This window comes from Alkaliphilus crotonatoxidans (assembly GCF_054658015.1).
The window spans coordinates 401,315-419,427 of the sequence record NZ_BAAHXS010000006.1; the positions used below are offsets into that span (position 1 = coordinate 401,315).

Genomic DNA, 18,113 nt, shown 5'->3' on the forward strand with positions numbered 1-18,113 from the left:
GAGATGGTGTCAACAAGCCTTTATTTAATTCGCCATGGTGAAACTGACCATAATCTTCACAAACGATTATGTGGTTGGGCTGATCCTCCTTTGAATGAAAAAGGGCGAAAGCAGGCCCAGGATGCCGCCAAGGCCTTGACCTCTGTTGAAATCCATAGTATTTATCACAGCGGCTTAAAAAGGACGGAAGAGACGGCACAAATAATTCAAGGTGGCAGAGGTCTGGAATCGGTAGCCATCAATGGCCTTCGGGAAATCAATTTTGGCGCTTTAGAGGGAAAAACCATGCAGCATATGGAGGCGGTGTTCCCCGATGAATATAATGCCCTTATAGAGGATGCAGTTCATTTTCAATTTCCCCAGGGAGAAAGCCTTTACGAAATGCACCATAGAGTGATCAAAGCCGCCGATGAATTAATTCAGTCATCGAAAAATAAAAATTTGGTGTTGGTTACCCATGCCGGAGTCATTCGTTCAATTGTGGCCCATTACATTACCGGTGATATTCATAAACACTGGCACTTTAAAATAGACCATTGCAGTATTACGCTGCTGGAATTTCAAGAAGATTTCTGTATATTATCAAAGTTAAACCAATTATACAACTGTTAAGGGAGGAATCACGTTGAAGAAGAATAAAATGAATTATGTAATCCTTGGACTAGTTCTTTTAGTCGTATTTTTAGGGGGCTGTCAAAGTCAAGGTCCTACTGTTCAAGGCCCTTCCATTGAAGATGAATATAATGATGATTTTTCAGCCACTGTCGTTGATGGACTGGGTAGCGAAGTTACCATAGACAGGCTGCCGGAGCGGATTATTTCCATTGCACCCAGTCAAACAGAAATTATTTATGCCCTAGGAATACAGCATAAGCTGGTGGCTGTTTCAGATAGCTGCGATTATCCAGCGGAGGCGCTGACAAAGGAAAAGGTAGGCAGCTCATGGGGTATCAATATTGAAAGGGTAATAGAATTGGAGCCCGATCTGGTCTTTGTCTATGGAGAGGGAGACTTAGAGGCAGTTGCCCAAATGGAGGCTGCCGGAATTACTGTAGTTAAATATATGCCTGAATCAATTGAAGAAATTTTTTCATTGATCGAGGACACAGGCAAGCTGACCAATACGTCAGAAATGGCTCAGGAATTGATTGATACCATGACAGCTCGAAGGGACAATATTTTAGAGAAAGTCAAGGGGCAGCCCGTTAAACGGGTCTTTTATCAAGTATGGGATGAACCCTTGATGACTGCCGGTACAGGCTCCTTTATTGATGAGCTGATCCAATTAGCAGGGGGAGAGAATATTGCTGCCGATGGATCAGGGGCCTATCCACAGTTTAGTACAGAGACCTTGGTGGAAAGAGATCCTGAAATTTTTCTGGCTCCCGCCCATATGGAGGAGGCAATGAATTTATCAGAGGAAGAAAAAACCCAGCTTATTAATCAAATTAAGTCCAGGCCAGGCTATGGGGAAATAACAGCCATTCAAAACAATGAAATACATTTATTGGAGCCTAATATTGTTTCCAGGCCGGGAACAAGAATTATTGATGCACTTGAATTAATTGCCAGGGCCATACATCCGGAGGCATTTGAATAGTTACCCGCCTGTAATAGGCGGGATTCTTCTATGGAGGGCCAAGCAATGGAAAAGAAGCATAAAGGAAAAATACTAATACTGCTTTTGGTGCTGCCGGTGGTGATTATTTTAATATCAACCATTGTAGGGGCAGCCAACATTACACTTCAAAATATCATTAAGGTAATTGGAAGTAAGCTGCCTGTAATTAGAAACTACATTGACACATCTGATATTTCTGGGGCCCAGCAGGCGATTATTTGGAATATACGACTTCCCAGGATTTTTTTAGCCTTTTTGGTGGGTTATGGATTGTCGGTGGTAGGAGCTGCCATGCAGGGGATTATGAAAAACCCCATGGCAGATCCCTTTATTGTAGGTACCTCCTCTGGGGCAGCCTTGGGGGCGGCCATTGCCATCATCCTGAAGCTAAATCACAGTGTTTTGGGAATGGGAATGGTATCTGTTTTCGCCTTTGTGGGGTCTTTAATGGCTACGGTAATTGTCTACCAAATGGCCCGAATTAGAGGAAGGGTACCTGTCAATACCTTATTGCTGGCCGGTATTGCCATTGGTCAGCTGTTTACTGCCCTTATGTCCTTTTTAATGGTGATTTTTTCAAAGGATGTGGCTAATATCGTTTATTGGACCCTGGGCAGCTTTTCATCCAGAGGCTGGAATCATGTGCGAATGGCCGCCGGGCCTATCCTTTTGGGGAGTATTTTAATCTATGTTTTTTCACAGGATTTGAATATTATGCTGTTAGGTGAAGAAACTGCAGAAAATACAGGAGTAGAAGTGGAACGAGTGAAGGTAATTATTTTGGTTTTAAGTGCCCTGGTGACTGCCTTTGCCGTCTCAGTCAGCGGAATCATCGGCTTTATAGGTTTAATCGTTCCTCATATCGTTAGAATTTTAATAGGGCCAGATCATCGGGTATTGTTGCCGGTCAGCGGCATCCTAGGAGGTAGTTTTTTAATGTTGGCCGATACTGCTGCCCGAACCCTCATTGCACCAACAGAAATTCCGGTAGGAATTATAACGGCCCTTTTGGGCGCACCTTTTTTTATTCATTTGCTTAGAAAAAGCAAAAGGCAAGTTATATAAAGAAATTTCAGTACAGGAGGCCAAAGGATGGGTAAATCGATTGACATTGAAGGAATTACCTTCCAGTATAATGAAAAAACGGTGATTGATTCCCTCAGTCTATCAATTAATCAGGGGGAATTTGTCACAATCATTGGGCCCAATGGTTCGGGAAAATCAACCCTGCTAAAGCTTTTAGCAGCCAATATTTCCCCCAGAGAAGGTACAATTTATTTAAATGGTGAAAATTTAAAGAGCTATGGGAAAAAAGCACTATCAAAGGATATGGCTGTGGTGCCCCAGGATACTGGTATTGATTATGATTTTCGTGTCTACGAGATTGTACTGATGGGCCGGTATCCCCACCAAAGCCGATTTAGGCGGGAAACCCAACAGGATCATCGGGTTGTTAGAGGGGCCATGGAAAGAACCAATACATGGCATCTTCGGGATCGAAGGGTTAATGAGCTAAGTGGGGGAGAAGGGCAGCGGGTTATTTTGGCCAGGGCCCTTGCCCAGGAGCCCCAGGTAATTTTACTAGACGAGCCCACAGCCTCTTTAGATATACATCATCAGCTTGAGGTGCTGGAGCTTTTAAAGGAGCTTAATGAGGAGCAGGGTGTAACCATTATTGCGGTGCTGCACGATCTAAATCTGGCGGCCCGCTATAGTCAGCAAATATTGCTGCTTCATAGGGGTCAAAAAATAACCATGGGCAAGACCGAGACCGTATTAACCGTTGAAAACCTACAGCTGGCCTACAATATGGAGATGATGATTGAAAAAAATCCCTATACCAACAGGCTAATGATCTACCCTTTAGGTGTTAAATCTAAGGATTTTTCCCAAAGGGGCCCCAGCGTTCATCTGGTTTGCGGAGGGGGCAGCGGAAGGGAGCTGCTGCCTGTTTTAATGAAGTATTGCAGCCATATTACCATGGGGGTCATTAATCAAGGTGACAGTGACTGGGAATTGGGCGTACAGCTAAGGCTTGAAATGGCGGCAGAGGCCCCCTTTTCTCAAATCAGTCAGGAATCCTTGAAGCAGGCAGCGATCCTGGCCCAGGCCCAAGATGTCATTGTCATGACCAGTATTCCCCTTGGCTGGGGTAATATAAAAAATTTAACCCTTGTGGAGGATCAGTTGAAGCAGGGGAAAAGGGCTTATCTTTTGGATCAGTATCATCAGAAGGAGCTATACGATTATACCCAGGGTCAGGGAGACAGTAAACTTGCAGAATTAAGAAAAATGGGGCTTAAATCATGTCTCACCATGGAAGCCCTCATAAAGGAGCTGATCATCAATGACAGGTAATGGAAAAAGCATCATGATCCAGGGAACCGCTTCTTCGGTGGGAAAGAGTCTTCTAGTTGCGGCCCTGTGCAGAGTATTGTATCAGGATGGATACAGAGTTGCCCCCTTTAAATCTCAAAACATGGCTTTAAATTCCTTTATTACAGAGGAAGGGCTTGAGATGGGTCGAGCCCAGGTAATGCAGGCAGAGGCGGCCAAAATAAAACCCAGAATCGCCATGAATCCCATTTTATTAAAGCCCTCCACTGACCAGGCAGCCCAGGTAATCATTATGGGTAAGGCCATGGAACATATGAAGGCGGCCGACTACCAAAAATTAAAGCCCCAGCTAAAGGAAAGGGTAGGGGATATATTCAACGAATTTAGCCAAGAATATGATATTGTCGTCATTGAAGGGGCAGGCAGCCCGGCAGAGATTAATTTGCAGGAGCATGATCTAGTCAATATGGGTATGGCAGAAATAGCCGATTGCCCTGTAATATTAGTGGGGGACATAGACCGGGGAGGGGTTTTTGCCTCGATTTATGGAACCGTTATGCTACTGCCCGAGGCCCAGCGAAAACGTATTAAGGGAGTAATCATCAATAAGTTTAGAGGGGATATTAAAATACTGGAGCCAGGTTTAAAAATGCTGGAGGAGCTAATCGATATACCGGTTCTAGGGGTTATTCCCTATAGTCACATTAATTTAGAGGATGAAGACAGCGTTACAGAACGCTTCAACAGAGGTACCAGACATGAAGGTCAAGTTAAAATAGAAGTGGTACGCCTGCCCCACATCTCAAACTTTACTGATTTTCATATTTTTGATGCCTACCCAGAAGTAAGCCTTCGGTATGTGAAGGAAGGAGAAGGCTTTGCTGATCCTGATATCATTATATTACCAGGCTCCAAAAGTACGATTGCAGATTTAACCTATTTGAGAAAGAGTGGTCTTGATCAAGAGATATTAAAGGCTTCCAGGGAAGGTAAGCTAATTTTTGGAATTTGTGGGGGCTTTCAAATGTTAGGAAAAACCCTTTATGACCCCTTGGGAGTGGAGGGAAGCACTGAAAAAATCAATGGGCTGGGTCTATTAGATATTGAAACCATTTTTGAGCCTGAAAAGGTAACGACCCAGGTAAATGGAAAAATCGAAGCCCAGGGGCTCCCCTTCTGTCAGGCAAGCCAACCGATTTCTGTAAAGGGCTATGAAATCCATATGGGCCGAACTACTTTAGGTAAGGGCGCCAGACCTTTTATAACCATTACGGAAAGCCTGGGAAGGCCTGTTCATTATCAGGAGGGAGCAGTCGATGAAAATCAGCAAGTATTTGGTACATATCTTCATGGTATTTTTGATGAGGCTGAGTTTACAGGGCAATTAATTACATATCTACTTCAGAAAAAGGGGCTTACGGCTAAGGTACAGAAACAAATCTCATTAGAGGCCTATAAGGAGCAGGAATACGAAAAGTTGGCTGAAATATTCAGAAGACATGTGAATATGGAGAAAATCTATCAATTAATGGAGGAGCAGGAATGAAGTTGATTTTTGGAGCATTCCTTTTAGATCTGCTGCTGGGGGACCCCCAGGGCTTTCCCCATCCTGTAAGATGGATCGGCTGGCTGATTGCCCACCTGGATAAAATATTAAACCGTCGCCAGTCCCCCAGGGTGAAATTACTGCTGGGTGCCGTCATGACCTTTATTGTAGTCAGTCTTACTTTTTTTGCTGCCAGGGGTGTGATTTGGTCTGCAACCTTTATCCATTCCTGGGTAGGAAAAGCAGCTGCTGTCATATTGGCCTATACGGTCTTAGCCACGAAAAGCCTTCATCAAGAAAGTAATAAGGTATTGAAGGCCCTCAGGGAAAATGATTTAGAAAAGGCCCGAAGGGAGCTTTCCTATCTGGTCAGCCGAGATACGGCCAATCTGGATGAAAAGGAAATTGTCAGGGGAACCCTTGAAACCATTGCGGAAAATATTTCAGACGGAGTAATTGCACCTCTGTTTTACCTTTTCATAGGGGGAGTGCCCATGGCCATGGCCTATAAAGCCATCAACACCCTTGATTCCATGGTGGGCTATCGCAACGAACAATATTTATATTTTGGCAGGGCTGCTGCCCGACTAGACGATGTGGTAAACTATATTCCTGCCAGGCTGACTGCTGTCTTGATCGCCTTGGCGTCAATTCCTTTGGGCCTTAAGCCGATGGAAGCCCTGAAATCTGCCCTCAGGGACGGCAGAAAGCATAATAGCCCCAATGCGGGGTATCCGGAGGCCGCCGCCGCCGGCGCCCTTTCCATTCAATTGGGGGGCACTAACTACTACTTTAATCAAGCGGTTGTCAAGCCTATAATTGGTACAGGCACAGAGGTTCTGTCTAGAAACCATATTTTTAAAATGATACGGCTGCTATATGCTACAGCCCTGATGGCAGTCATATTTTTTGCTTTTATTCAATGGTTAGGGAGGTTTTTTGTATGAAGCATGGCGGCAATATATATGAAATTGCACAACAATATAATTTAACTGAATCTGAAATAATTGATTTTAGTGCCAATATAAATCCCCTAGGGATTCCCCAGACCCTAAAAGAGATGATTCAGGAGGGAATCCCTCATTTGACAACTTATCCAGATATCCATTATTCTGAGTTGAAGGATGCCATCAGTCAAAAATATACTTTAAGCGTAGAAAATATTTACCTGGGCAATGGGGGAGCCCAGGTGATTTTTGATTTTATTCGATGTGTCAGACCTGCTGCTGCATTGGTATTGCAGCCTACCTTTATTGAATATGAAAGGGCTTTAAGGGCTGTGGGGTCCAAAATAATTGATTATTTTCTGCCAGAGGAGAAAGACTTTAGACTAAATGTGGAAGGGGTCATTGGAGCCCTTGATTCTTCCGTCGAAATGGTAGTGCTATGTAATCCAAACAATCCCACCGGTACCTACCTTCCACGGGAAGATCTCATTAAGCTGCTAAAGGCCTGCTACGAAAGAAAAATCTATTTAATGATTGATGAAGCCTTTATGGATTTCCTTGATCCCCATTACTCTATTAGCATGCTGCCACTATGTAGTGAGTTTCCAAACCTGCTGGTTACCCGTTCCTTTACAAAGTTTTACAGCGTACCGGGTCTAAGGCTGGGCTTTGGCTCCACCAGCAGTCAATTGATTAAGGCAAGATTGGAGGAAATAAAAATCCCCTGGAGCCTTAATTATTTTGCAGGGGCCTTTGGCAGGGTGTTAGCCAGAGAAGCCAATTATGAGCTGAAAACCTATCAGTGGCTTCAGCAGGAAAAAGGCCGTATTACAAAGGTACTAAAAGGAATAGAAGGCCTTAAGGTATATGAGCCTGCCGTCAATTTTATATTGTTAAAGCTGCTGGATAAAAATATAGATGGGAGAATTCTTAAGGAAAGAATGTTAAAATACAAACTATTGATTCGGGAGGCCGATACCTTTAAGGGCTTAAATTCTCAGTTTGTAAGAATCGCCATAAAAGACAGCTCCCAGAATAACATTTTAATTAATGCTTTAGAAGCAGCCCTTAAAGGGGTATAATAGAAAAGAAAACACTTGACGTGCAAGTGTCTTAATCAGTAGCGCAATCGGCACATACACCATAGAAGCAAAGCTGTTGCTTTGTGATTTGATAATTAACCAGATCTTCTACCTTAGTTGATAAATTCTGAAAAAGCTGGCTGTCTAAATCTTCCACCTTGTGGCATTTTACGCACACCACATGGGGATGGTTAGTTGAATTGTAATCATAACGAAAGCTGTTTTCTCCGATATTAATGACTTGAATTAATCCAAGCTGGGCGAAAAGCTCTAAGGATTTGTACACCGTTGCCAAACTAATGGTGGGATAGGTGGGCGCCAGCTTATTGTAGATACTTTCTGCGTTAGGGTGATCATAGCTATCTTTTAGAATATTGTAAACAGCTAATCGTTGGGGGGTAATCTTACAGTTGTTTTCCTTTAATGCTCTAACTAGGGTCTCCATTTATTCACCGCCTAAAAAATAAATATTATTATTTACGATTCTGTTTACATTATAAGACAATGTTAAGAAATTGTCAATCCATACCGAAAAGAAAAATTTAAAATAATTTTTTAAATCCAATTTTACAAGGAGGAGTTTCATGAAATATCAATTAATTGCCGTAGACATGGATGGAACCTTACTTAACAGCCAAAATGAAGTAAGTGAAAGGAATCAAAGGGCTCTAAAGCAGGCCATAGAAAAGGGTGTAAAGGTTGTAATTGCCACTGGCCGGGTTTTTACCTCTGCCAGGGTCTATGCAGAGCTATTGGGAATCGAAACACCTATTATAGCGTGCAATGGGGCTTTAATCCGTAATCATATAACCAATGAGGTCTTGTTTCAAGACACCATTAATTTAAAGGATTCCCTTGAAGTCATCAATATCTGTCAACAGGAACAGGTCTATTTTCATTTTTATGATCAAGAAAAGCTGTACGTTGAACAGGGCTGGGCCACTTATCTTGAGGAATACTATTGGGGGAGCCGAGAAAGAATAGATAGTACCCTGCAATTCGAAAAAATTAAAGATGCCGGTGAGTATTTAAAGGAAAATCCCATTGATGTATTAAAGTTCGTAATTGTTGATCATCGTCAGGAAAGGCTTGAAGCCCTCAAACCCTTGTTTCAGCAGATTAAAACCATCGAGCTGAATAAATCCTGGTATAATAACCTTGAAATTATGAACCTAGGGGTTTCAAAGGGACAGGCCCTTAAACAGATGGCTGACATTTATGGTATTGGTCTTGATCAAGTGATTGCCTTTGGCGATAACTATAACGATTTATCTATGGCAGAATTTGCTGGTACCTTTGTGGCCATGGGAAACAGTGATGAAGCCATTAAACAAAGGGCCACCTATGTAACGGCTAACAATGATCTGGATGGAGTAGCCCTTGGTATTGAAAAGTATGTTTTAAATGCTACCGAATAAAAACAACAGTAACAGTAAAAGAGTCTGGTAATACTAAATAATATACCAGGCTCTTTTTAGTTAGTTAATATTTTAACGACATGTAAAATTTTTGTAAACTTGGCAGGATAGTAGACCCTTGTAAAGAATAGGTATTATGTGTCAAAAATTTATAGGTGAGGAGGAAATAACATGAGGAGAGAATATTCAAAGCTCGGGATACTATCGGTATTTTTAGTTTTAACTTTGCTTTTAACAAGCCTTGGTTCTGTAATGGTTTTTGGGGCTGGGGAAGAAACCGTCCATATTACCATCGTCCATACTAACGACCTTCACGGTCGTGTGGTGGAAGCAGATTTTGACGGAATGGGCTTTGGTAAAATTGCAGCCCTGGTAGACGAATTAAAAGAGGCCAATCCCAACACCCTTTTATTGGATGCCGGTGATACAGTTCATGGCTTGCCCGTCGCCACCATGGTAGAGGGGGAAAGCATCCTTCAATTAATGAATTTAATTGGCTATGATGCCATGACTGCCGGAAATCATGATTTCAATTATGGACAGGAGCGGCTGGTTGAACTGGAACAAATGGCGCAGTTTCCTATTTTGGCCGCCAATGTACTAAAGGCAGATGGATCAAATCTATTACCACCCTACACGATTAAAGAAATAGCGGGTATTAAAATTGCAATCTTTGGTCTGGCTACCCCAGAAACCTTAGTGAAGTCCCATCCAAAGGGAGTAGAGGGTTTAACCTTTGTAGACCCGGTGGAAACGGCCAAGACCATGGTAGATACCCTTAAGGATCAAAGTGACATTATTATTGCCCTGGGCCACCTGGGAATTGATAAGGAAAGTGTTGATACCAGTATTAAGGTACTTGAGGCAGTGGATGGAATTGACCTGTTTATAGACGGCCACAGCCATTCCATTTTGGAAAAGGGGCTTCAAACAGGAAACAGCCTAATTGTCAGTGCTGGAGAATATGGGAAATACCTGGGCATAGTAGATATAACGGTGGAAAATGGAAAAGTCGTTGATCGGCAGGCTAGATTAATTTCCAAGGAAGATGCAGCAGGTGTAGCAGAAAAAGCCGAAGTGATGGCTAAAATCAGTGAGATTGAAACGGAGCAGGAAAAAATTCTGTCAGAGATCATTGGAAAAGCCAGTTTTCACCTGGATGGTGAAAGGGAGCTGGTACGTAAGGGGGAAACCAATTTAGGGAATCTGTTGACAGATGTATTTTTAGAGGTGACAGGAGCAGAAATTGCCCTGACCAATGGCGGCGGAATCAGGGGCTCCATTGCAGCGGGGGATATTACAAGGGGTGACATTATCTCTGTATTTCCCTTTGGAAATTCCATCGAAACGAAAAGGGTTAAGGGTGCCGATCTTAAAGCAATGCTAGAGCATGGAACCGATGCCTACCCAGAGTTAAAGGGAGCCTTTCCCCATGTGGCAGGAATGACCTTCATTATTGATTTGAGCAGGCCGGCCGGAGACAGAATCACAAATATCCAAGTAAATGGTGAGGCCCTCGACCTTGAGCGGGAGTACTTATTGGCCACTAATGATTTTCTGGCCGCCGGCGGCGATGGCTATAGCTGGCTGGCGAAAGCACCTACCGTTAGAAAATATATGGCCATGGATGAAGCCTTGATTGAGTATATTCAGAAAAAAGGTGTCGTATCGCCCCAAACAGAGGGACGAATTAAGGCAGTTTCCCAGGAAATAGAAATTAACCTTCCGGTGAAATTAGAGGAGAAAAACGATAGGATTATTTATATCGTACAGCCGGGGGACTGGCTATCAAAAATTGCCCCTCGATATGGTTTAACCTGGGAAGAACTACAGGAAATTAATCAATTGGCCAATCCAAACTTAATTTTCCCCGGTCAGGAAATCCTGATTCCAATCAAATAAAGGCCAATTGTCTACAGGCCCCGGAAGAACTTTTCCGGGGTTTGTGTATGGTATGCCCTCTTCCTGGAAAATATTAATAAAAAGAGGAGGGAATCATATGAAAACAAGACGTGTAAATCGGCCAGTGGTGAGTATCATAAAGGCCCAGGAGGAACAGCAATCTCTAAGGGAGGCCCTTGAGCTTTTACCCCTGGAAGAAATCTTTAAGCCGGGGGATCGAGTGGTCATTACCCCCAACTGGGTTAAGTCAATGGCCCCTCAACAGGCGGTTGTGGTGGGGCCGGAAACCCTTCGGGAGCTGATTCAATTTGTGAAGAAGCGGCAGCCAAAGAAAATTACTGTGGCGGTGGGCTCAGGAGGAGAAGAAACTTCAAATGTTTTTAAAAGCGTTGGCTATGACCGGATAATACAGGAAGAAGCTGTGGAATTTGTAGATTTAAACTATGGCCCCTTTGTGCCCCTTAAGCTGGAGCATCATATTATTCAGGAAACACCCATTCATCAATTAGTAACAGAATGTGATGTGCTGATTAGCTTTACGCAATTAAAGCAGCACGAGGAAGCAACCATCAGTGCTGCTATTAAAAATATTGCCCTGGCCTGGCCCCCTGCCAGTGTCCATGGTTTTCCTAAAAAGCAACTGGGAATCCATGAAGACCTCCATGGCTTCATCGCTGCCATGACTAAAAAAATCCCCGCAGATTTGGCCATAGTTAGTGTAGATAAGGCCATGATTGGTACAGGACCATCGGAGGGAAAGGCTGTTAATACCAATGGTCTAGTGATAGCCTCCACCGATGCCCTGGCGGCAGATGCCATTGGGGCCAGGCTCATGGGATTTTTACCCCAGGCCATTCACTACCTCTACGAACTGTATCAGCAGGCTCAAGGTGAGGTAGACCCAAAAAAAATGGAAATTAAGGGTATAGCCCTTGAGGAAGCAGAGCGAATTTTCACCGTGGCGGCCTATGGGGAAGCAATTACAATAGATAAAAACAATCAATTAAAAGGTATACATGGGAATCAATAATTTTTTTACAAAAAACCACAGCAGAATATCTTTTTTGCTGTGGTTTCTTTATAATATAAAATCTAGACTAGCTTTACCTGATGGTAGCCCTTTTTCCCCTTTTTAAGCATTATTGAGCCATCCTTAAAGTCCTTTAATCCTAAAACCAAATTAAAATCATCTATCTTTTCATCATCTATGGTGAGGCCACCCTGCTGAATGAGCCTTCGGCCTTCTCCCCGGGAGGAGGCCAGACCTGTTTTGATTAACAGGTTTAAAATATCTATTCCTTCAGAAAATTCGGCGGAGGAAATTTCAGTGGTGGGTACAGAGCCTCCCAGAGAACCCCTTCCAAATAAACCTCTGGCTGCCTCCTGGGCCTTGGTGGCTTCTTCTTCTCCGTGTACCAGTTTAGTGACCTCAAAGGCTAGAATTTCTTTGGCTTGATTAATTTCTGCCCCTTCCAAAGCACTTAGGCGGCGAACCTCGTCCATTGGAATAAAGGTCAACAGGGCCAAACACCGTTCAACATCCCTGTCGTCTACATTTCTCCAGTATTGGTAGAATTCAAAGGGCGATGTTTTTTCTGGATTTAGCCAAATGGCCCCGGATTGGGTTTTACCCATTTTTTTGCCTTCACTGGTGGTTAGAAGGGTAAAGGTCATACCATAGGCAGCTTCACCCTCTACTCGCCTGATTAAGTCAGCCCCCGCAATAATGTTTGACCATTGGTCGTCGCCGCCCAATTGCAGGCGGCAGCCGTATCTTCTATGAAGCTCCAGGAAATCGTAGGCCTGCATAATCATATAGTTAAATTCCAGGAAGGACAGCCCCTTTTCCATTCTGCTTTTAAAGCATTCAGCAGTCAGCATACGGTTAACGGAAAAGTGCCTTCCAATTTCTCGTAAAAAGGAAACATAATTTAAGCCTGACAGCCAATCAGCATTATTGGCTAAAACCGCCTTACCCTCTGAAAAGTCCAAAAAGTTACTGGTTTGCTCCACAAAACATTGCCCATTATGCTGTATTTCTTCAGGGGTTAGCATTTTTCTCATATCGGTTCGGCCCGACGGGTCACCCACCATGGCTGTACCGCCGCCAATTAAAAAGATCGGTTTATGTCCTGCCCTTTGTAAGTGGGCCATGGCAACTACCTGAAGAAAATGTCCTACATGCAGGCTGTCGGCAGTGGGATCAAAGCCAATATAAAAGGTGACAGGCCCTTTTCCCAAAAGGTCTTTGATTTCTTCCTCATGGGTGGTTTGCTGAATAAAGCCTCTTTCCTTTAAAATATCAAATACATTTTCCATTGACTCAACCTCCTATAGCGTTTGGGGAAAGTCTCTTTTAATTTTAAGGAGCACTTTCCAACTAGATTATAAAAAAAGGGCCCTTCTCTCCAAAAAGGACGAGAAAGACCCGTGGTACCACCTTAATTCGCATTGTTTAAATAAATGCCTCTAGCCCATCATAACGGATGGGAAACCGTCGAGGCTTTTCACCTCGAAGCTCCAGGCTGTAATTCATCCCTTCATGTGCTATAGATCTTTCACCAGCCGATCTACTCTCTAATTTGTAACCATGGGGACTACTAAAACCCTTCATTGCCATATATTTTATATTTAACATAGCTTACCATATCATGATACCAAATTCAAGGGAAATATATAAAATTATTCTTATGTTATCTTATTTGTATGCTTTTTATTCATTGGTGGTAATTATATCTAAGGTTACTAATTATTTCTTATGTAAACCATCCTCTGAATTTTGTATAATAGGGCTAGGGATTTGTTGATTGGAACCATTAAAAAGCAGTGAAAGGAATGGAAAAATGAATATCAATAAGCATCTTAAATGGATGATACCGATATGTGGTACACTGCTGGGATCAGCTATAGCAGTTTATGGTATGCACCATCAGTTCCTGGAAAAGCCTATGGCGGCCAGTTATCTACTAGAGATGGATGAAGTAGGCTACATAGAACAAAATCAATTTCAAAATGGTAAATTTGAAACTGCTGAAGAAAATCCTGAACAAGAGGAAGAAGAAGCATCAGACCTTGGGGAAGAGGAAGAAGACCTTGAGGAAAATAAAGAGGAGGAAGAAAAGAAGGATTCTGAAAAAGATCTTCAGGGAAAGGAAGATATTCAGGTACCGCCGTCAACAGATAGTGGAAACAAAGCACCTGAAAAGGAAATACCGCCTAAAGCAGTGGAGCCAGTAAATCGTGGTGAGGTAGAAAGGGATAAGCTCTTAAAACAGGATTTAAATTCCTACATATTAGATGTTATTAAAACCTATTCTTCTGGCAATTATCCTTATCTATTGAATAATGACTATGCAAATTATAATGGGGTGACAACCAACCTGTATTATCAGGATCAATTACTTTTAAAGGCCCATCCCAACGGCAGCAAAGCCAGCCATTGTGTGGGAATTACCTTCGAGGTATTCTTCAAGGCCATGATGAATCGAAATGAAAAATTAGGCTTGCCAAAGGATGATTTTAACGGCATGACATGGAATGAACTTTATGATTTTGCCCTTGGGTGGTTTGTAGCCAATGGCAATAAGGCTCAAAACAATGCGGCCCGTGTAATTGAAAAATATGGGTTAGGTAAAGTTGTTACCAATTTAGAAGAGGTTAAAGCAGGTGATATCATTGACTTTAGCAGAGAGAACCATACGGGCCACACTGTTATTTTTATCAATTGGATACGGGATAACGGAAAGATTGTAGGCTTAAAATATTGGTCCAGCCAGGGCTCTACCAATGGAATCAGCTATAATGAAGAGTATTTTAATATTCCCAAAGGTGATGGAAGCAAATATGGTAATGTCATAATAGACCAACTTTATATTGGTCGTGTACTCTCAGTAAATGAATATCAGTAAATGAATGTTTTTTTCAAACCAGGAGGTAGACATAAATATGATCTGCCTCCTAATTTTATTGGGGAATTAATTTACGACAATAAAGTATTGAATATTTATATTAGGGCGTGTCTGAAAACCTACTCAAGGGCATCTTTCACCGCTTTTTTGTCCCCCGCAGCGTTGCTTTTCCTTGACGTACTCCTGGTATGCCTTCAAAAAAGCGCCTTGCTTGACAAAAATTCAGTAAAATCTGCACCCTTCGGAGTATTCAGACACACCCTAAATGGTGAACGATGGAAATTTTCACCTTTTCATTTTTAATCAAAAATTAATGTTCCTTTAATTACCATAGAAGTCCTAAAGATAAAAAGATATGTTATAATAGTTTTTGGGTACTAATAACCTATAGGGAAATAAAGGTAATGATTATATTTGGCTTTTCTGAAGGAAGCTAGAATTATTTTGTCGAATTGATTAGGGGTTTTATTTATCCTGCAGAAGGTGTTGGTCATCAAAAATTGGTCGAAAAAAATTGCTGAAATACATAAACATTCTATATTTTAATACGTACATCATTATAAGTAGTATTTTTTAGGATGACAGAAGGAGGAACAGGTGATCCATGGGGGATGCTAATTTTCATAACCTTGCCATCAACACATTAAATTGCAAAGCTAAAGATATTTATGAAGAAATTTTTATCCTACCAAAAGAACGACGGGGATTTGCCTACAATAAGCAAATTATGATGACACCTGTCTTTTTTTACAGAATTATCGGAGTCGAAGAGGAAGCTGCCTATGAGGAGAAAATATTAGACCTCCACGAAAAGCTGATGTCTTTAGATAAATTATATCAAAAGCATGATAAAAGCCTTGATCGATTTATACCTAATGATTTTATCCAAAGGGTGAATCAATACTGGAATCAGGTGGGCAGAATTAACGACCCTACCGCCGAAGCCATCGTATCATTAACCATAAAGCCTGGTATATTGACCTCCATGAGTCCTGTAAAAAATAAGCTTATTCAAGATAAGCTGGTACTTCTTTTGGATGTTTTTATGGCAAGCCAGAAAAATATTAATATTGTTAAGAACTTTTATATTAAGCTGTTATTTTGGATTGAAAGGTATGCAGTTCCCTTACTGACTGCTTATCAATATGGCGGTGTGAACCCGAAGGTATTGTTTTATGGAGAAATACAACGGGATGAGGCCTATTTTTTATTATTGTTATCCTTTATGGGCTTCGATGTGCTATACTTTAATTCCTTTGATGGCGGGCGGTTTGAAGAAATTCCAAGAATTGATATTTATTCTAATCTTTTGGAATATCCCCAGCGTATACCTATTAAGAGCTTTCCGACCATCCCCACTCAAAAAAGGCAGGAAACGGTGGCCTATCGTGCTTCGGTTGAAATTGATCAGGTACTTCATACCGAAGACAGCGGTGTCTACAGGCCCTGGCAATTTGAAGATTATGAGCTGAAGGTTAATTCATTAAAGACCACCTACGATGAGCTGTTTATTCTTTGGAAGGAGGATGCCAGGTTCAGAGAAGGCTTTAAGGTTGACCAGGGGCGAGTATATGTTCCCAATATCTTTGCTAAAGTTAGCGGAACCTTGACAGACTTAAACCAGTATTGGCAGCAATTTAATTCATTAATTATCAGTAAGGAGACAACCCTGTTAATTGAAGAAATTCCCTTTACTATTGAAAGAAATTATTTAATCAATCGAAGTGTTTTTAATATAGATGGCAGCTTGAATCTTGATAAGGTAAGACAGTTGAAGGAATACCGATTTCATTATTTAAAAACCTCTGTTCAAAATTTAATCCTAGATAAGATGAATGAACTGATTGTAACAGAGGATCTATTTACTTTTCCCCTTACTGCAGAATTAAAAACAAAGATTTTATATACGATTTTATCGTTAGAAAAGCGTTATCTTGATTTGATTCAGCGTTTCGATTATCCCTATGGGCTGCCAAAGCTTATTATCTATGACCGAGATGAAAGAACCTTTTCCAAAGAGGACTTAATTATTTTAGCCTTTTTACATTTTGTTGGCTTTGATATTGTTATCTTTACCCCAACAGGCTATAACAATATTGAAAATGGAATTAATCGGGCCTATTATGATATACACCGGCTGGAAGAGCTGCGCTTCAACCTCAATGTGGCCCAGCAGCCTCAGGAAAACCGTAATCCTATCAAAAAAGGTTTATTTTGGTTTCTTCAATCATAAATTTTAGAAATTTAAGGAGGGTTAATATGAGTGAAATATTAGAAGTTCAGGAAATTGATTTAGAGAAAAAGGTTACTGAGGTGTCGAATAAGGTGAAGTCATCACCTGAGCTCCAAAAACTTGCCAATGAGCTGGATATTAGAAACGCCCAGTCAATCATGTCCTTTGGCCAGGAGACAGCGGTTGAAATTTCCAAATTCAGCGATAGAATTTTGGCCTCCATCAACAATTCCTCTGTTGAAGACAGCGGCAAGATGTTGCAGCAGTTAAATGCCATTATGTCAAAGTTTGATCCAAAGGATTTCGTCGAAGGCAAGCCGGGCTTGCTTCAGAAAATCTTTAACAAGGTAAGGGATGATATCAATAAGCTGCTGGCTAAATACCAGACCATGGATAAGGAAATTTCAAAGATTTACGTAGAAATTAAGCAATATGAAAGTGAAATTAATAAAACCAACTTGATGCTGGAGGAAATGTTTGAAAAAAATCTGCAGTATTACGAAAATCTTGAAAAATATATACAGGCAGGATTTTTGGTTATTGACCATATGAAGAATAATGTGATCCCTCAACTGGAGCAGCAGGCTGCTACCTCTGGGAACCAAATGGATAGTGTCAATCTGCAAAATGCTCATCAGGCCTTAGAAATGGTTGAACAAAGAGTTCATGACCTGGAAATGGCCAAAATGGTATCGCTGCAAACTGCTCCACAAATTAAACTGATTCAAAGAGGTAATTATAATTTATTAAGAAAAATCGGCAGTGCCTTTGTCATTACGCTACCGGTCTTTAAGTCAGGCTTAATTCAAGCTATTGCCATTAAGAGACAAAAAATTCAAGCCGATGCCATGAGGGCCCTGGATGAAAAGACCAATGAAATGCTATTAAGAAATGCCGAAAATATTGCTGCTCAATCCGTAGATATTGCACGATTGACTTCAGGCTCCAGTATCAAGATTGAGACCCTGGAAAAAACCTTTGAAACAATTATGCGAGGTATCGAAGAAACAAGACAGATTGAAATAGAAAACAAGCAAAGCCGTGAAGAAAGTCGTAAAAAGCTACTTGAGCTGCAAAATAAACTTGAGAAAAATCAGTAAAAATTGCTTCGTAGTAGTT

Annotated in this window: 15 protein-coding genes and 1 other annotated feature; of the genes, 13 read left to right on the forward strand and 2 right to left on the reverse strand. The window is 41.5% G+C overall.

Annotated features, from left to right (window positions below; genetic code table 11):
• Positions 1–6 precede the first annotated feature (6 nt).
• Genes ACYQ1I_RS13955 through cobD form a run of 7 tightly spaced genes read left to right on the forward strand, consistent with a single transcriptional unit; the run spans position 7 to position 7,533 of the window.
• Positions 7–612 (forward strand): histidine phosphatase family protein, encoded by a 606-nt coding sequence (locus tag ACYQ1I_RS13955; RefSeq protein WP_459766349.1) that lies wholly within the window; start codon positions 7–9, stop codon positions 610–612.
• A gap of 13 nt (positions 613–625) precedes the next feature.
• A complete protein-coding gene (locus ACYQ1I_RS13960; RefSeq protein WP_459766351.1) occupies positions 626–1,600 on the forward strand; it encodes an ABC transporter substrate-binding protein in 975 nt (324 codons plus the stop codon).
• 45 nt (positions 1,601–1,645) lie between these two features.
• Positions 1,646–2,686: a FecCD family ABC transporter permease gene (locus tag ACYQ1I_RS13965; protein ID WP_459766353.1), complete on the forward strand. Its 1,041-nt coding sequence runs from the start codon at positions 1,646–1,648 to the stop codon at positions 2,684–2,686.
• A 27-nt stretch (positions 2,687–2,713) separates the two neighbouring features.
• Positions 2,714–3,979: a heme ABC transporter ATP-binding protein gene (locus ACYQ1I_RS13970; RefSeq protein ID WP_459766355.1), complete on the forward strand. Its 1,266-nt coding sequence runs from the start codon at positions 2,714–2,716 to the stop codon at positions 3,977–3,979.
• Positions 3,969–5,504: a cobyric acid synthase gene (locus tag ACYQ1I_RS13975; protein ID WP_459766357.1), complete on the forward strand. Its 1,536-nt coding sequence runs from the start codon at positions 3,969–3,971 to the stop codon at positions 5,502–5,504. Before ACYQ1I_RS13970 ends, ACYQ1I_RS13975 begins: the two co-directional genes overlap by 11 nt.
• Positions 5,501–6,451 carry an adenosylcobinamide-phosphate synthase CbiB gene (gene cbiB, locus ACYQ1I_RS13980; RefSeq protein WP_459766359.1) on the forward strand — a complete coding sequence of 317 codons (951 nt, stop codon included), beginning with the start codon at positions 5,501–5,503 and terminating at the stop codon, positions 6,449–6,451. The genes ACYQ1I_RS13975 and cbiB overlap by 4 nt, the downstream gene beginning before the upstream one ends.
• Positions 6,448–7,533 carry a threonine-phosphate decarboxylase CobD gene (gene cobD, locus ACYQ1I_RS13985; RefSeq protein WP_459766361.1) on the forward strand — a complete coding sequence of 362 codons (1,086 nt, stop codon included), beginning with the start codon at positions 6,448–6,450 and terminating at the stop codon, positions 7,531–7,533. Before cbiB ends, cobD begins: the two co-directional genes overlap by 4 nt.
• A 31-nt stretch (positions 7,534–7,564) precedes the next feature.
• Here the strand turns inward: cobD and perR are convergent, their stop codons facing one another.
• A complete protein-coding gene (gene perR / locus ACYQ1I_RS13990) occupies positions 7,565–7,978 on the reverse strand; it encodes a transcriptional regulator PerR (protein ID WP_459766363.1) in 414 nt (137 codons plus the stop codon).
• A 139-nt stretch (positions 7,979–8,117) separates the two neighbouring features.
• Here perR and ACYQ1I_RS13995 point away from each other — a divergent pair, with 139 nt between their 5' ends.
• The 3 genes from ACYQ1I_RS13995 to ACYQ1I_RS14005 all read left to right on the forward strand — a co-directional run bounded on the left by ACYQ1I_RS13995 (position 8,118) and on the right by ACYQ1I_RS14005 (position 11,883).
• The gene (locus ACYQ1I_RS13995; protein WP_459766365.1) at positions 8,118–8,951 is read left to right on the forward strand and encodes a Cof-type HAD-IIB family hydrolase; all 834 of its coding nucleotides are present in this window, start codon (positions 8,118–8,120) and stop codon (positions 8,949–8,951) included.
• A 171-nt stretch (positions 8,952–9,122) separates the two neighbouring features.
• A complete protein-coding gene (locus tag ACYQ1I_RS14000; RefSeq protein WP_459766367.1) occupies positions 9,123–10,853 on the forward strand; it encodes a 5'-nucleotidase C-terminal domain-containing protein in 1,731 nt (576 codons plus the stop codon).
• 97 nt (positions 10,854–10,950) lie between these two features.
• Entirely contained in the window at positions 10,951–11,883 is a 933-nt protein-coding gene (locus ACYQ1I_RS14005; RefSeq protein WP_459766369.1) for a DUF362 domain-containing protein, read from the forward strand.
• Positions 11,884–11,945: 62 nt separating this feature from the next.
• Here ACYQ1I_RS14005 and tyrS read toward each other — a convergent pair whose 3' ends face one another.
• On the reverse strand, positions 11,946–13,172 hold the full coding sequence (gene tyrS, locus ACYQ1I_RS14010; RefSeq protein WP_459766371.1) for a tyrosine--tRNA ligase: 1,227 nt from the start codon (positions 13,170–13,172) through the stop codon (positions 11,946–11,948).
• Positions 13,173–13,263: 91 nt separating this feature from the next.
• Positions 13,264–13,476 (reverse strand) — a binding site (T-box leader).
• Positions 13,477–13,660: 184 nt separating this feature from the next.
• Here tyrS and ACYQ1I_RS14015 point away from each other — a divergent pair.
• From ACYQ1I_RS14015 to ACYQ1I_RS14025, 3 genes are all read left to right on the forward strand, one after another.
• Complete coding sequence (locus ACYQ1I_RS14015) at positions 13,661–14,761, forward strand: hypothetical protein (RefSeq protein WP_459766373.1); 1,101 nt, start codon at positions 13,661–13,663, stop codon at positions 14,759–14,761.
• 604 nt (positions 14,762–15,365) lie between these two features.
• A complete protein-coding gene (locus ACYQ1I_RS14020) occupies positions 15,366–16,994 on the forward strand; it encodes a YceG family protein (RefSeq protein ID WP_459766375.1) in 1,629 nt (542 codons plus the stop codon).
• Between the two features lie 26 nt (positions 16,995–17,020).
• Positions 17,021–18,094, forward strand: a complete 1,074-nt coding sequence (locus ACYQ1I_RS14025) for a toxic anion resistance protein (protein WP_459766377.1) — start codon at positions 17,021–17,023, stop codon at positions 18,092–18,094.
• Positions 18,095–18,113 lie beyond the last annotated feature (19 nt).

Bases quoted from the DNA above. Each gene is read 5' to 3' on its own strand.
- ACYQ1I_RS13965 (WP_459766353.1), top strand. From the start codon at position 1,646: ATGGAAAAGAAGCATAAAGGAAAAATACTAATACTGCTTTTGGTGCTG.
- ACYQ1I_RS13970 (WP_459766355.1), top strand. From the start codon at position 2,714: ATGGGTAAATCGATTGACATTGAAGGAATTACCTTCCAGTATAATGAA.
- ACYQ1I_RS13975 (WP_459766357.1), top strand. From the start codon at position 3,969: ATGACAGGTAATGGAAAAAGCATCATGATCCAGGGAACCGCTTCTTCG.
- cbiB (WP_459766359.1), top strand. From the start codon at position 5,501: ATGAAGTTGATTTTTGGAGCATTCCTTTTAGATCTGCTGCTGGGGGAC.
- cobD (WP_459766361.1), top strand. From the start codon at position 6,448: ATGAAGCATGGCGGCAATATATATGAAATTGCACAACAATATAATTTA.
- perR (WP_459766363.1), bottom strand. From the start codon at position 7,978: ATGGAGACCCTAGTTAGAGCATTAAAGGAAAACAACTGTAAGATTACC.
- ACYQ1I_RS13995 (WP_459766365.1), top strand. From the start codon at position 8,118: ATGAAATATCAATTAATTGCCGTAGACATGGATGGAACCTTACTTAAC.
- ACYQ1I_RS14000 (WP_459766367.1), top strand. From the start codon at position 9,123: ATGAGGAGAGAATATTCAAAGCTCGGGATACTATCGGTATTTTTAGTT.
- ACYQ1I_RS14005 (WP_459766369.1), top strand. From the start codon at position 10,951: ATGAAAACAAGACGTGTAAATCGGCCAGTGGTGAGTATCATAAAGGCC.
- tyrS (WP_459766371.1), bottom strand. From the start codon at position 13,172: ATGGAAAATGTATTTGATATTTTAAAGGAAAGAGGCTTTATTCAGCAA.
- ACYQ1I_RS14020 (WP_459766375.1), top strand. From the start codon at position 15,366: ATGGGGGATGCTAATTTTCATAACCTTGCCATCAACACATTAAATTGC.
- ACYQ1I_RS14025 (WP_459766377.1), top strand. From the start codon at position 17,021: ATGAGTGAAATATTAGAAGTTCAGGAAATTGATTTAGAGAAAAAGGTT.